General features: G+C 37.6%; 13 protein-coding genes and 2 pseudogenes. 2 read left to right on the forward strand and 13 right to left on the reverse strand.

Annotated features, from left to right (window positions below; genetic code table 11):
* Positions 1-46: 46 nt before the first annotated feature.
* The 5 genes from C9J12_RS05565 to C9J12_RS05585 all read right to left on the reverse strand — a co-directional run bounded on the left by C9J12_RS05565 (position 47) and on the right by C9J12_RS05585 (position 5,015).
* Complete coding sequence (locus C9J12_RS05565) at positions 47-727, reverse strand: CidB/LrgB family autolysis modulator (protein ID WP_211321744.1); 681 nt, start codon at positions 725-727, stop codon at positions 47-49.
* A gap of 2 nt (positions 728-729) precedes the next feature.
* Entirely contained in the window at positions 730-1,068 is a 339-nt protein-coding gene (locus tag C9J12_RS05570; RefSeq protein WP_170111726.1) for a CidA/LrgA family protein, read from the reverse strand.
* 143 nt (positions 1,069-1,211) lie between these two features.
* Positions 1,212-1,736, reverse strand: a complete 525-nt coding sequence (locus C9J12_RS05575) for a winged helix-turn-helix domain-containing protein (RefSeq protein WP_107241815.1) — start codon at positions 1,734-1,736, stop codon at positions 1,212-1,214.
* 300 nt (positions 1,737-2,036) lie between these two features.
* Complete coding sequence (sbcB, locus tag C9J12_RS05580; RefSeq protein WP_107241927.1) at positions 2,037-3,461, reverse strand: exodeoxyribonuclease I; 1,425 nt, start codon at positions 3,459-3,461, stop codon at positions 2,037-2,039.
* 675 nt (positions 3,462-4,136) lie between these two features.
* Positions 4,137-5,015, reverse strand: a complete 879-nt coding sequence (locus tag C9J12_RS05585; RefSeq protein WP_107241816.1) for a hypothetical protein — start codon at positions 5,013-5,015, stop codon at positions 4,137-4,139.
* Positions 5,016-5,429: 414 nt separating this feature from the next.
* On the opposite strand from C9J12_RS05585, the gene C9J12_RS30605 reads away from it, so the two are divergent.
* Together C9J12_RS30605 and C9J12_RS30610 are read left to right on the forward strand one after the other, a co-directional pair.
* The gene (locus C9J12_RS30605; RefSeq protein WP_170111721.1) at positions 5,430-5,570 is read left to right on the forward strand and encodes a hypothetical protein; all 141 of its coding nucleotides are present in this window, start codon (positions 5,430-5,432) and stop codon (positions 5,568-5,570) included.
* Between the two features lie 117 nt (positions 5,571-5,687).
* Entirely contained in the window at positions 5,688-5,849 is a 162-nt protein-coding gene (locus tag C9J12_RS30610) for a hypothetical protein (protein ID WP_170111722.1), read from the forward strand.
* A 194-nt stretch (positions 5,850-6,043) separates the two neighbouring features.
* Here the strand turns inward: C9J12_RS30610 and C9J12_RS31590 are convergent.
* From C9J12_RS31590 to C9J12_RS05640, 8 genes and pseudogenes are all read right to left on the reverse strand, one after another.
* Positions 6,044-7,150: pseudogene (locus tag C9J12_RS31590) on the reverse strand (ISAs1 family transposase).
* Between the two features lie 248 nt (positions 7,151-7,398).
* Positions 7,399-7,956: a hypothetical protein gene (locus tag C9J12_RS05595; RefSeq protein ID WP_107241817.1), complete on the reverse strand. Its 558-nt coding sequence runs from the start codon at positions 7,954-7,956 to the stop codon at positions 7,399-7,401.
* 158 nt (positions 7,957-8,114) lie between these two features.
* On the reverse strand, positions 8,115-8,654 hold the full coding sequence (locus C9J12_RS05600) for a hypothetical protein (RefSeq protein WP_107241818.1): 540 nt from the start codon (positions 8,652-8,654) through the stop codon (positions 8,115-8,117).
* A 774-nt stretch (positions 8,655-9,428) separates the two neighbouring features.
* Positions 9,429-9,887: a hypothetical protein gene (locus tag C9J12_RS05610; RefSeq protein ID WP_107241820.1), complete on the reverse strand. Its 459-nt coding sequence runs from the start codon at positions 9,885-9,887 to the stop codon at positions 9,429-9,431.
* A 127-nt stretch (positions 9,888-10,014) separates the two neighbouring features.
* Positions 10,015-10,479 (reverse strand): hypothetical protein, encoded by a 465-nt coding sequence (locus tag C9J12_RS05615; protein ID WP_107241821.1) that lies wholly within the window; start codon positions 10,477-10,479, stop codon positions 10,015-10,017.
* A gap of 146 nt (positions 10,480-10,625) precedes the next feature.
* Positions 10,626-11,510: a signal peptidase I gene (gene lepB, locus C9J12_RS05625; protein WP_107241823.1), complete on the reverse strand. Its 885-nt coding sequence runs from the start codon at positions 11,508-11,510 to the stop codon at positions 10,626-10,628.
* A gap of 955 nt (positions 11,511-12,465) precedes the next feature.
* Entirely contained in the window at positions 12,466-13,200 is a 735-nt protein-coding gene (locus tag C9J12_RS05635) for a DNA/RNA non-specific endonuclease (RefSeq protein WP_107241825.1), read from the reverse strand.
* A gap of 263 nt (positions 13,201-13,463) precedes the next feature.
* A pseudogene (locus C9J12_RS05640) lies at positions 13,464-13,759 on the reverse strand (IS4 family transposase); the annotation flags it as partial.
* Positions 13,760-14,309: the final 550 nt, after the last annotated feature.

The raw sequence follows: 14,309 nt of genomic DNA on the forward strand, positions 1-14,309 counted from the left end.
AAATGTACACGATTGCATGCACCTTGCAGCTTTTACCTATTATTTTTCAATAACCAAACACCATCAAAATGATTGGATAGACAACAGGTGCCAATATAGATGTAAAAATACCGCAAATCACCAAGGCTAATGAACTGAATGCGCCTTCTTGATGGTTTTCTTCCGCCGCTTTCGCTGTACCCAATGCGTGAGAAACCGTGCCCATTGTTAACCCCTTCGCAATGGGAGCATGTATGCCAAATAGCTTAAATAATGGATACCCGAATACAGCACCAAATAGCCCCGCAATAATCACCATAATGGCAGCAATCGCAGGTACACCACCAATTTGATCAGCCACCGCCATTGCAATAGGTGTGGTAACAGATTTAGGTAAAATACTGGCTGTTAATTCAGGTGAAGCCCCCATTGATAGGGCAATACTTGCGCCAACAATCATCGAAAGAAGGCTACCCACTAAACAGGCAGATAAAATGACTTTCCACTTTTGGCGTATTTGCGACAGTTGTTCGTAAAGCGGAAATGCTAACGCAACAACAGCAGGTTCTAGCAAATAATTCAGCCACTTATTTTGTGCCATATATTCTGTATAGGGCACATTCAGCCACATCAGCAAAGGAATAATAATGACAAGGCAAATAAGCAGTGGGTTCACAATAGGGTGCTGTAATCGTTTAGATATAAGACGCGCCAGATAAAAAACGATCAGAGTAGTAATAAGCCAGATCATTATTTTTCCTTATGGTGCGTAGCAACACCAATAACAATTAATACAACCAAGCTACTGCCTAATGTACTAAGCAAAATGGGAAGGGTATTCGTACTGATAAGATCGAGATAATCCATAAGCCCTACGCCCACAGGCACGAACAATAGCGCCATGTGGCGAATAAGCAGGTGGCAACCATCTTTTGCCCAATGCGAGGGAATTAGCCCCATAGAAAGTACGGCGAAAAGAATCAGCATGCCAATAATGCTGCCGGGAATAGCGACTCCCGTTAACGCTTGAATGCCTTTACCGAGAAAAAGACAAGCAAAGATGATCGCGAATGAGCGAATGTATTTCATAAACCCTTCAGGTACGTCAAATAACGCATTCATCATACAATTAATTTGTGATCTATGCCACATTTAACGCCATGGTTTATGCTTCAATTACGTTGTATTTTTCAGTGATCATGCAGGCTCCCATCAGAGCCTCATAAAAATGGTTATAGCTCAGACGCGAGGTATAATACAACGCCTGCAACTGCTATCAGAAGCACTGACACTTTATGAAAAATACTATTTTTAACAATATCTTCCGTTGTAGATACGGGCGTTTCTTCTTTGTGGGGAATAGGGACAACGTCTTGCTTTGATTCTTTAAATGTATGAAATAGCCGACACGTTTTTTCAGGAAGGGGGACACGAAAACCGTATTTAGGTACAACCTGAATAGGAATTGCCATCGTATTATTGTGCGTAAGCTTTTTATTAAGCGAAATAAAGAGTGAGTTTAAATCAAACTGGTCGTGTGTATTTTCTGTATCAGGTCCAAGCTGTACAAATGTTTTATCAAATAAGGTTTGAGACGTGATGACCTCACCAGAGAAATAGCATAAGACTTCTAACAAGCGAGACTCATGCAGTGTGAGACGAGTTTCGGTTTCATCATGCCATACTAATAAATTGAGATCCGGCTCAAAATCAACATCATGAAAACGGTAACAGCGGGTTAGGGCTTTCGTTGTCATAGTCATCACTTATTTGAATTAAAATAGAATGTGATAAAACGTTGTCTACACAGCATTGAACGCGACGATGTTATTGAGTGATTTTGGATTAAATCTGCTAGGTGTAAACGCTTTTCCTCTGCTTAAGTGTTGTTGCTATTTGAGTGAAGTTCAAACTTAGCAAGCGAGATATTGTCTCAAAAAAAAGCCCATTAACCGCAAAGGCTAATAGGCTTATTCTATTTGAGAAGATAATCGTTCATATTTCAGTGACTAATATGAATCTCAATTTTTCTGCATAACAAAAAAAAACTCACTAATTTAGCTAACACTGTTGTTGATATAGTCATACAGTGCTTTCAGTATTTTCATTTTATGTTCATTTGATTGGTTTTCTGTCGCCACGGCTTCAAAATTTTCCATATAAGCAGGTAAATTATCTTGAAAGAAATCTTGGCAGTGGTGCTTCCATTTTTGCTGTTCTTCGTAATTTAATGTCATCGGAAAATTACGCGCACGGTAACGGAACAACAGCGGCTTAATGCGCTTATCTTCAACGTTAAGCTGAATTTCAGCCAGTGCTTCAGGTGTCGATTCGCGAATAATATCGATAGAAGAGCGATCCGAAGTAGAGAAGAAACCATCATATAGCATCGAATCGACGTCGGTATTTTCTTTGTATTCACGCTGAACTGCAAAAATAGCCACCAGTTTTTCTCTTATTTCTGGGTGCTCTTTTAGAATTTGTAGATTCTTTAAACATTGGGCGCGATCAATACCAATACGATCGGCATCTTCTGCTTTTAATGTTTTCGCTGGCGCAAGAACAGGGCATTTATTTAGGTGAACCAATTTTACTGGTATCGGTAACTCGTCTGGTTTCAGCTCACTGCGCTTGGTGTACATACGTTCACGTATTTGATCGGCATCTAGCTCGATCAATGGCGTAGGATCTTGCGCAAGGTTAACCGTAATAACAGCATTCTTGTTATCAGGATGCCATGCCATAGGCACTATCCAGCTTGTATTGCCACACCCCACGCCAAACATGCCAGAAACATGCACTAAAGGCGTTAAGTTCACAATATCAATTAACTCTTGCAGCTTACGCTTCTGGCGTAAATCAAACAGGTAGTTAAATAACTTTGGTTGATTCGTTTTTAATATTTTTGCTAACTCAATGGTTGCATATACATCTGCCATTGCATCGTGTGCGTTCGCATGTTCAATGCCATTCGCAACAGACAAGTGTTCTAGCTTAAAGCTTGGCAAACCTTCATCATTATTGGGCCAGTTAACACCTTCAGGACGAAGGGCATAACAGGTACGCATAATATCAAGTAAATCCCAACGCGAGTTACCATTCTGCCAGCCCCATGCGTATGGGTCGTAGAAATTACGGTAAAGGGTATAGCGTGTTACTTCATCATCAAAGCGCACATTGTTATAACCAATAACACAGGTATTCGGTTTAGATAACTCGGCATGAATTTGGGCGATAAACTCTGGTTCAGATAGCCCTTTTTCTTGCGCCTCTTGTGGCGTGATACCTGTTATTAAACAGGCTTCTGGTGACGGTAAGTAGTCAACAGGGGGCTTACAGTAAATTACCAGTGGCTCACCGATAATGTTGAAATCCATATCTGTACGAACACCCGCAAATTGACATGCGCGATCGGTAGCGGGTGTTGCCCCGAAGGTTTCATAATCAATCCAGTAAAGTGTTGGCGTATTGTCTTTTTTCATCATAATACCCTGACGCCATTAGAATCACTTAACGTCTATTTTGTGTGATTCGAATGGCTTACAAATAATGTACTGTTTGTAAGCACAAATTATATTCATGTGTTTATGTACATACTTTTATACGCACATTCCAACATACACGTCTTACATAAACAGCTTAGCAGTATTAAACAGCCCTTTTAATTCAGAGAGCGTGTCTTAAACCTTCAATTGATAACAAATGGGTAGCGGTGTTGTTAATCGTTTTGTAATCATTGCGATACCCAATTGGTGCAGTATCTCGCAGCAACCCTTGAAGAGGCAAGGCTGAAAGGCAAAATCATGCCAGAGTTAATAGAATCAGTAATGAATTGCGCTGTAACGGCAGAAAATGAACAAGATTTCGTCACTTTAGACGATTGCGTTAGCTACTGGCTAAAACACTATAGTTGTAGTGATGACTGCGCATCTAAGGTTGATATAGCTTCTTTTAGAAGGTAGAAATATGCTTACGAGGGCAACTTGCGGGAAATGAAAATTTTCTGGCTCTCTTAGCCACCACCACCGAGGTTGGCGATTTAGTCCATTTTCGATGGTGAAGGGCAGAGCGTGATGCGTAACGGTAATATTTTAGTAGATTAACAGCTAACACTAGGAAAGCTGATATTATTGAGCTCTAAAAATTGTATTTTATTGCTAAATCTTCGTTGGTGATATTTCAGGAAATAAATCCTCTTGTTCAGGAGAACCCATTTCATGGTAAGAAAGATTTAAACCATCCCCTGAATCTTTGGCTATAGCTTTTACTTCAAAACGGTGACCATTATCATCGCGCTTTATAGAAGCAATTTGAACTCCCACAAGTTTCAGCTTTTGTTTTTTATTTGGGCGAAAGCTGACGTTATAACCACCTTGTTTAGCTATCGATGGGTAGCACCATGCATCTTGAGATATATGTCGTAAGTCAAAATAATCTTTAGTGATTGATTCCGAAATACGATATAGGTATTCATCGCCATTATCGACATCACGAATAAACTCATGTTTTAGAAAATCTTGAATCATTTCTAGTTTTAGAGCGTCATCTTTAGTGAGGCCTTCAATAAGCGGTGGGAAAGCAATACAAGTTACTTTTATTGGTTTTACAGCTTCATAAACAATCAAAGAAAACAACTTATCATCAACAATCTTTAATTCTTCGACCGCATTATCAGGAAAGATTGGTGATGTATATAGTAAAGGTTCATGCTGTCGATTTAGTCGTCCTGGCTTAACAACCTTTTTTGGTGGCTCCCAACAATCAGCCACTGTTGACATTGAGTTTAATGGTAATGTGGTATCACCTTCTTTTATATTTCTTACACGGTAGAACCTTGTATTTACTGGATAGCTCGAGTTTGTTGGTGCTAAAAGTGTGTAATTGCCTCTTGGGGTATTAAAAGAGATAACATTTGATATTTCCTTTTGTATATCTCTGTAAGTTAGTTTTTTAAAATCTAACTCACGAAAAGAACAAATCTTGTCATTTAACTCTGTGATATCTACATATTTTAGCCATTCATTCATTGGTAACACTCGTATTCCTGTATATAAAAACTACAAATTATTATCAGGGAGTCGTCTGAAAGGATTCAAACAATTACTGATAGCATTTTTGTTGGGATCATAAATGTTATATTACCAATTGCAAATAAAATACAAATCGTTTCAGTATCCATTCTTAAATTAAGTGTTGAGGAATCGTGCGATTTGAATATGCTAGATTAATGAAGATGATAATATACTTTTATATGCACATTACCACATACTCGTCTTACACAAACAGCTTAGCAGTATTAAACAGCCCTTTTAATTCAGAGAGCGTGTCTTAAACCTTCAATTGATAACAAACAATTGATAACAAATGGGTAGCGGTGTTGTTAATCGTTTTGTAATCATTGCGATACCCAATCGGTACAGTATCTCGCAGCAACCCTTAAAGACAAAATCATGCCAGAGTTAATAGAATCAGTAATGAGTTGCGAAGTAACTACAGAAAATGAACAAGATTCCGTCACTTTAGACGGCTTAGCAAAAGGAGTTTTAACTAACCTCAACTACAGCGAACTTGTTAAGCAACTCGGCGAATGAGTTATAGACCGGCTTAAATATAAATCAAGCGCATTTGATTGAATTCAACTGGGAAAGCTACCGCTCAAATGCCTAAGGATAATATTGCAGTGAGTAAGAGATATTAGGGGGTAGGGTATGAATATTGAACGTTTGTTGGCCAAGTTTAATATCAAGGGAATTAACTACGAACCATCACAAGGTGGCAAGGTTGTACTAAGCCTCGAGGAGCAATTGGCTATCGTGGAAGGAATTACCCGTCGGTTTTCATTTGTTGTTTGTGAAATGTCTGTCGGATAAAGAATCCGTCAGAGCGTTATACCTGTTAACCAGGGTTAGCTAAATTAGTTGACTGGCTAACAGGACAGAAAACAGTTGCTATCCCAGCGTTGCTGGGAAGGGGAGATGGAGAAAAAGAGACACAGGTGGAGGCTTAGAGAAATGTATCACCTTGATGGTTTGTATGGCATTTGACTTCAGACCTCAGGGCAAGCTTACGAAGCTCCTTGCTCCATAAGGACTCCAGATAGGTAGCTATTATTTCTACCTGCACGTGTTCGCTTTCTTTTTAAACCCGCTTTAAAGGATTTATCTGCATTTAATAGATTTAATGCAATATGACGAATTGCAGCAAAGTTTTCACCCGCTTCATCTCGCCTTATTCTGCATGCATCTTCATTCATGCCGACATCCAGCTTCCAATGCAATTGAACCTCAATCGACCAATGTGATCGGCTGGATTCAAGCAGCGTTTTTGCATCTAGTTTCTTAGAGCTAATGTAGTAACGAATTGAAATGTCATCCGCTGGAATGTCTCCAACCTGCCTGACCGATGCAACGATACCCATTACTTTTAATTCTGGCCAATCATAAGCAATATCACCCAGTACCGATAAATCTTCATTGACTAACGCTACGCGGGTTTCTTCACGGCCATGCCCTTCTTCTTAAGTACTGTATGAGCTTCCTTCGGAGTTTTGCAACATCTCCATTCTAAAGTAGTCATTAAAGGCTTTCTCTAAGCGCTTTTGATTACCTTTTACCGCTAGTAAATAAGTCTACTATCCTCTTGGCTATATCACGCTGACAAACCATTGCGTCAATAGTGACAAGGCATCCACGTATGTCGAGTAGCTTCAGAAGCTCAGGTATAGCGGTGATTTCATTCGATTTCTCTGATGTTTTAACCTGCCCAATAACCACTTGATTTGCAGCACTAAAAGCACTCACCATATGGATTGCGCCTTGACGCCTTTCTTTGTCATAAGTGCCACGCAGAGTTTTGCCATCAATCGTAAAACACCACCATCAGTCGCTTGATGACAGTCATCCATCCACATAGCAAAGCACTTTTGAATCTGCTTGGCTGATATCATCCCCATCACTCTAGCAATTGTGTCATGGACGGGAATGCCACTTTCGAAATCGCCATAATGCTTGAGCCAATCAAGGTGGTCTTCACCAAAGTCTTGTATTTCTTCCCAACCATCAGCACCACTAATTGACAGAAATATAATATCTGTCAATTTGTGTTCTATTTTCCACTGTTGCCGTGGGTCTTTGATTATTGAAATATGATCCAAAAGGCTAAGTCCGTTCATAAGTGATATCCATATACCTAAAGATAAGTATATGATCACAGCTGATATAGATCGTCAAATCGATCCTAATTGGGATTGCAGTTTTGTGCAGTAAACGGTAGTTTTAATTAAATTTCAACAGTGGCTGAGCCCTTTCTGAATAAGGGTTCTTCATGACCTTGCCCTGACTTGTCAAGCACACTGAACTTCATACCAAAACTGCGGAGTAAAATATGTCAACTTAATGTTTTTGTTGAATTTTCCTACGGCTAATTGATAACTTGATTGAAATACTCTACGAGATTTAAAGACGAATGACGTTTAGCATCACTCTCACCAGTATTATTTCCTGTTTGCTGACCAAAATAAAACTTTTCGCTCTCTATATAAACTAATGTATAGGTAGTCGATAATGTATTCCAAGAGCCATTTACAATCTCTCCTTTGTTTACATCCACCGCATAAGCTTCATAGCTTTCATCACTATATGCTTTACCTTTAACTTCAATCTTGGTATTCATTGTTATTAGCAGAGAATTAGATTCACATTTATTGTCAGCCGCATCATAAACACTTGCGCTACTCGTTAATGACAGGTCAGAATCCACAGTCATTACAATTGTATTATAAGCAGAAAGCTTATTACCATTTTCAACGTCATACACAGGAAAACATTCATTTTTCCACGTACCGCTCATTTCACTGATCAACTGTTTCTCAATAGCAGTTTTTTCATCTGTTGATGAATTCGAATTACTATCGCTACCACACCCAATAAGCAACGATGACATACTTAAAACACTTATTAACAAAAATTTATTTTTCACTGTTTACCCTTAATATATAAACCATTTAACGTTTAACATAAGTTGCACCACGGTTAACTCACAAAGCACACTGAACTTCATACCAAAACTGCGGAGTAAAACGTGTCAACTTGATGTGTTTATTATAACTTTATCACCACAGCAGTTACTGATTGAAACTATCTAATATTTATATCATCGCTATAAAAATCATTATCATTGATTTGCTTATATCTGGAAATAATATCCGTCAGTTCATACGCTTCACCGTCAATAGTATACATATTGATTATAAATGGAGTTCCACGAAGAATATCTGTAATAGTAAAGTATATTCTTATCATACCATTCAGTTCATTTAAGTAAGTTTTAGCATTTCTAACGTAAATTTTATAGGGTACTCTTGATGACGAATGATACTTAACGTCAACTATATCTGCCCACTTTACTTTCATGTTTAAAGAAAAAGGGGCGTTTATTGTCATACCGTCACCATCAAACTCTAAAGCTAGTGAATTTGAATTAAGACTCTTATAATGAGCAAAAACATTTATTATATTGTAGACGTTAGCAATAACAATGAGCATAGAAACGACATTCCATAGTCCATAACCAGACTTTACAATCCAAAAAGCGGAAGTAACAGTAAAGGTCATGGTCAGAAATATACTACTAGCAATCCAAGAGATAACCATTTTTCTTTTAAAGCCAATGTTCAAGTGATATCACCTTTTTAAGTAATAACGTCTAGAATAAGGTGTGCGAACGTTACACTTACCAAGATCCATACCAAAACTGCAGAATGTAACGAATCACCTTGATTCTTTTGTTATAGCAATGAATTGATAGATTAAAATTAAACAATCACACTTTAGTTTTCATTATTTCAGAATTCAATTCTTCACATTCATGAACAAAATACAAAGCATTTAACGGAGCAACAATGACCCCTACAAAAAACAAATAAACATTAATCAAGAACAAAGCATTTAGTAAAAAAGTAACAAAAGAAAAAGACAACAAGTAGTATCTAAATTTTTTTGAAAAGTTATAGAATGATTTTTCAAATAAAAAAGCCACGACAATAGATACGAAAAACAGTAATTGAATAACAAATGGACATTCGATATCCACAACTATATTTCAATAATACATTGATATAATTGAACCTGGTAACATCCATCATCAGAAAACATAATGTTTTTCCTCTTGATGAAAACTAAGTCGAATTCCTCTTATACTTTCTAAGCCTTTCCCTCTCTTCTTTATTTATCACCTATAACCTCTAAAGTTAAAATCTATTTCCTATTATTAGTTCCACTTGAGCCATTAATATCATGTGGAATTGAGTCCCATCTAACCATGAAAAAATTGTTCTAACGCCCAATTAAGTAGCTGACAACGCTACCAAATACACTACCGAAATTACTGAAACTAAGCTGAGTTAAAATGCCACGCGTTGGCAGTCTACTTAAATTGTTTGTTATACGTGGTCACTGTTCTAAAAATACATCTGAGTTTACATTTACAGTTTCGAAAAGGTATCCGGACTCACTACGAACAAGTTTTAAAGTTAAATCACCGGCACCGTTTTCGAATTGAGCATGTACCGTAAATATAGCGATCTCTCTGCTTCCACTAGTTGTGGAGATAGAAGACGTTGATTTAACAAATACTGGTGGCTCAAAAGTGTTAAGTTTACCGACTTTCGAAATATAATTGATAATTTTTTTACCTTTATCACTTTGAACTGCAGCTAAGCCGTCAGGGGTAAATAGATGTTCAAATTGTGTTGCATCCCATGTAGTGAATAAAGGTAAGCTTTCCTCAATAAAGGGAGTTGCAGCATCGGTAACTTCTTGTGTTTCGGTTGAAGCCCAATACATTAGACTAACGACTAGAACTGCGATGGTTAGAATAATAGCACCTACAACTTTTAGAAATTTTCCCATATATTTTCCTTATTCGTATAACGTTGAATATAATTTGTGCCACGGCTAACTCACCAAGAACACTGAACTCCATACCAAAACTGCGGGGTAAAACGTGTCAACTTCATGTTTTTTTAATCAAAAACACCTAAAGTAATACCTTTTTGCATGTAAGTTTTTGACCAAAATTACTTGTTTTAGTTATTGCTTGCTCATTAACTGTACCTAGCTTCCAGTTAGCTTTATCTGGCAACTTAATATTACTTTTTAGTTGTTCAACATACATATCCGGAAAACTATCACCTACTTCTACTGTGTAATTGCTAATTTCTTCTTTCAATAAGCTATTTCTCTGATTCCAGTTTCCCTTACTTGTAATAGTCACATCATAGAGTTCAGCATAGTTTGGTAGTTTAAAGCTCATCTTTGACAATTTATTAAATGAACCACCTTTAATGTAATCTGTGCGATCACTATATGAAAGCTGTATAGACTTATCATCTAAAGATGTACACTCCCAACTACCTGCAATATCTTGTATGGTTTCTGTTGTAGTAGTTGATGAACAGCCAACTAAAACACCTAAACTAAGAATGGTCACCACTTTATACATAATATTTTTACCAAATTTTCTGAATTGTTATTATTTTACCTAACGTCTAACATAAGTTGCACCGCGGCTAACTCACCAAGCGTACTGAACTTCATACCAAAACTGCGGAGTAAAACGTGTCAACTTCATGTTTTTGTTAGGCAAATTCACCAAGTAAAAGTAACCGTTCCGATAATATTCTCTTTTGGAACGAACCCCCAATACCTGCTATCCGAGCTATTGTCTCGATTATCACCCAAAACAAAATAATGCCCAGATGGTACGACCCACTCATCTAACAGAGAGTTGTCTTGAGAAAAATATCGACTAGTTCTATCTTTTTTGGTTACATCGATCAATATGCTATATGTATTGACGTCAATAGACTCTTCAAACAACCAAAAGTCATTATCAAGCTGTTCCTTTTTGATTTGATTTAGTAGTTTATAATCAGCACAACCCTCAATATTTTTTATACAAGCTTGTTTTAAATAAATATTCTTATTCCGATATATGATTCTGTCTCCAGGTAAACCAATAACTCTTTTTACAAAATCTATCTGTGGTTTAAGAGGATATTGAAAGACAATAACTTCACCCCGTTCAAGATTAAAAGATGATGTGGTTTTCGCAACTTGCATACCAAAATATCTATAGTTCCCAAACCCACGTTTATTTACAATCAAATGATCGCCAGGATTTAATAAAGGACTCATCGAACTTGCTGGAATTCTAAATAGATCAAACAAAAACACTCTCAATATGATAATAAAAGTAAGCGTTACGAAAAAGCAAAGTAACGTTGTCCACCATTTAGCATACCATCTCCTATCCTCAGTGCTATTATACTTACGTGTAACTAAGAAGGCATGCATAGGACACAGTATAAAAATAACCCAAAGCAACTGAGAATCAATTATCAATACATTTACGAGCAATAAAACATAAAAGAAAAAATATTTTGCTCTATTTACATATAGAAACACGAATGGCTGAACTACTAACCCTAAGATAATCGCCACCCACCCCTTAGGTTTCCAATGATTTTCCAAGTGAACACCTTTTTATTGCCTAACATTTTATTCAACGATCCTAGATCGCATATCCATCCTGAATTGGGATATATACACTCTGCGATCGCTATATCCTTAGACATAGCGGAATAGAGGAGGGGGATTCATATTACATCTTTTTATGAGCATGCTACCGCCCTTGAGTAACAGCCTCACAGCCCAATATGACAGACAATTTACGGGCTATTATGCCTTAATATTCGGCATTAAATGTTTGTTGTACATCAAGTTTATCAATATAAATCCAAATAAATATATTTAAAATTAATTAGTTGTAAAGGATTGGCTGGTTTGGCAGAAAGAGTGTGGGTCTATTTATTTGTACATATTTTAACCTGATTGTTGACGTTCACCCTGAAACGGTGCAGGATTACTACGTTGAAGAGCCTCGCCTAATGGCGGGGTTTTTTCGTTTTAGCACTATCAACATGAATGGGCGCTTTTGGCCTTTTCATCAACGACGCTTTTTTGTATGGGTGAAAACATGAAGGAAAATCAGTTCAGCCTTGGCTACTGGCTTTCTTTGGGGCGTTCTCACTGCAAGACTGGGCAACCATTATTGGTGTGGGGTTGTTGATTGATAATCTGGCAGCGGTTCCTCTTGAACAGTACCCGTTCGATGTGTTCGTCAGCTTTGTTTTCAATGTGGGGGCAGCAAGCGGCTGATAAAACTCAGCTAAGAGTATTAAAGGTTATTTACAGGGAAAAGGTGGTTACAAGTGCAGATAATAAGTGAGCGGTGCTATATTACTCTTTCACACGCCTGTAGCCTTCTTAAGCGGATCTATAATCAATCATTTCTTGAACGCTCATCTGAAGTCAGGGCCAGTGGGGGGATCCAGTTTACTTATCGATTAATTTAGAAAAGGCAGCATTGCCGCCTTTATGATTATTTAACACTCTTAAATTTATCTATGAGTGTTGTTAGTTGGAATTACCACATATCCCAAGCTTGAGCTTCAATTTCATTTTCAACAGCGTCTGGTAGATCGCTGAAGAAATCGAGTTGTGTAATTTCTTCAACTGCATCAACAGTTGTAATGAAAGAGGGTAATTCAGAAGAAGATATTTTTCGGTGTGGAAGAATGAATGCAATTGCATCATTGTAGTTTGGATCGAGAATGACTTTATAGAAACGATTTGGGATGTAGACACCGTTACCAATATACGTTTCATTACCATCCCAAATAGGTCCGGATACAACATAAAGCTCGCTGTAAGTATTGGCCCATTCACGTACTTTTTCTTCAAGGCCTTTCCATCCCCCGCGATTAAAGCCTGGTAGCTGTGGTGCCATGTTCGACATTAAGAAGCTTTCTTGCATCGATACTTGAGAAAAGTCCATTGTTCCAGACGGTGCTAAGTGCCCACGGTCATAGCCTGTTTTTGAATAGTCACTGCTTGTTGCACGAAAAGCGTCTGGTAGGTCTTGATCAATACGAAAGCTGTTAGAGCGCTTATAGAAAGCATTCACACTCTCTTTAGTGATGTGGTAAGAAACCCAGTTTGAGACTTTATTCTGGTAGTTATACCCAGCAGCATAACCATCTCGACATAGAATTTGATCACTATCATTTGGTGTACCTTTATCTAGGTGCTGATTACAGACTGCAGCTGAAGCAGATAGCGATAGGGTAATACTAAATATTGCGATTAAGAGGTGTTTCATGTCTTGTCCGTATTATATAAATGTATAAGACGGGCGATAGTATTGGCTGAGCGTATGTGTTGGTATTGATATATTCATAGATTGTGATGGGTGTTTTTTATGAGTTACAGTTGTGGGATTTTGAGCCATCTTTCAACAATATTAGTAAGATAGGTTATTCTGATATCGCCATATCGCCATATCGCCATATCGCCTCGCAAGCCCGACTCTCGTGAAATGTTTTTTTGTGTTCAAAGATGCCACCACCATACTTTACGCTTTTAGGTATTACGAAAGCTGGCATCAGCCACTATTATAGGGATGGCTCGCGAAGGTAAAACAGCTTTGAAATTATCGAATCTGTCATGATGCAGGTGATTGTTACCTAATAAGCGGTTATGCGTTTAATACAGTGCTTCGTTTTAGCCCTAGAAGGAAGCGAACGCCCTAGCAAAGTAAGCGTAAGTGCATCATTGCTAAGCAATACTTGCACAGAGTCCATGAGTGATGTGAATCTCTTTTTGTGAATGTTAGGGCATTGATTTTCCAGCGACTCGTGTAGTGTTTGAATATCACGCATCTTGCTTTCAATTATTTAATTTTTGGTGAATATCCATACCCAATAGGTTGAATAATCTAAGAGTCGTCATGTTTACGATAAAAATAGATTGAAATAGGCTGGGCAAAGCGCGCTAAAATATACGTTAAAGTTAATCCAAAAATCATGAAGCACAGGTACGCTAATACCTCAATGTGATAGCCGTAGTAATATATGTATCCAACAATAAAAATCGTACCCAAAATCAGAATGATGAAACCTGAAAAAAGAGCAAGAAATAGGATACCGAAAGCCAGTAAGTCAGGTGATATAGGTCTACTGAATTTTTGTTTGCTCATACGCATTCAATGTTCCGCACTAGTACGTATAGAGTTTAGCTTAAGTTTTTTACATTCTGAATGTACTTTTACTAACTAGTTTGGTCATACACATAACGATCAAGGTGATGCATTACACTCGGCAGTTTTGGTATGAAATTCAGTGTGCTTGGTAGGTTAGCCGCGACGCAACTTATGTTAGATATTATTAGGCTGTATGCATATGTCTCAGTTTGCATATTAAGTTTGTCTTA

It is taken from the genome of Photobacterium frigidiphilum (assembly GCF_003025615.1).
In the GTDB taxonomy this organism is placed as follows: Bacteria; Pseudomonadota; Gammaproteobacteria; order Enterobacterales; family Vibrionaceae; genus Photobacterium; species Photobacterium frigidiphilum.

Excerpts from the sequence above, each read along its gene's own strand:
- C9J12_RS05575 (WP_107241815.1), bottom strand. The coding sequence starts at position 1,736 with ATGACAACGAAAGCCCTAACCCGCTGTTACCGTTTTCATGATGTTGAT.
- C9J12_RS05610 (WP_107241820.1), bottom strand. The coding sequence starts at position 9,887 with ATGGGAAAATTTCTAAAAGTTGTAGGTGCTATTATTCTAACCATCGCA.
- sbcB (WP_107241927.1), bottom strand. The coding sequence starts at position 3,461 with ATGAAAAAAGACAATACGCCAACACTTTACTGGATTGATTATGAAACC.
- C9J12_RS30605 (WP_170111721.1), top strand. The coding sequence starts at position 5,430 with ATGCCAGAGTTAATAGAATCAGTAATGAGTTGCGAAGTAACTACAGAA.
- C9J12_RS05570 (WP_170111726.1), bottom strand. The coding sequence starts at position 1,068 with ATGAAATACATTCGCTCATTCGCGATCATCTTTGCTTGTCTTTTTCTC.
- C9J12_RS05635 (WP_107241825.1), bottom strand. The coding sequence starts at position 13,200 with ATGAAACACCTCTTAATCGCAATATTTAGTATTACCCTATCGCTATCT.
- C9J12_RS05615 (WP_107241821.1), bottom strand. The coding sequence starts at position 10,479 with ATGTATAAAGTGGTGACCATTCTTAGTTTAGGTGTTTTAGTTGGCTGT.
- C9J12_RS30610 (WP_170111722.1), top strand. The coding sequence starts at position 5,688 with ATGAATATTGAACGTTTGTTGGCCAAGTTTAATATCAAGGGAATTAAC.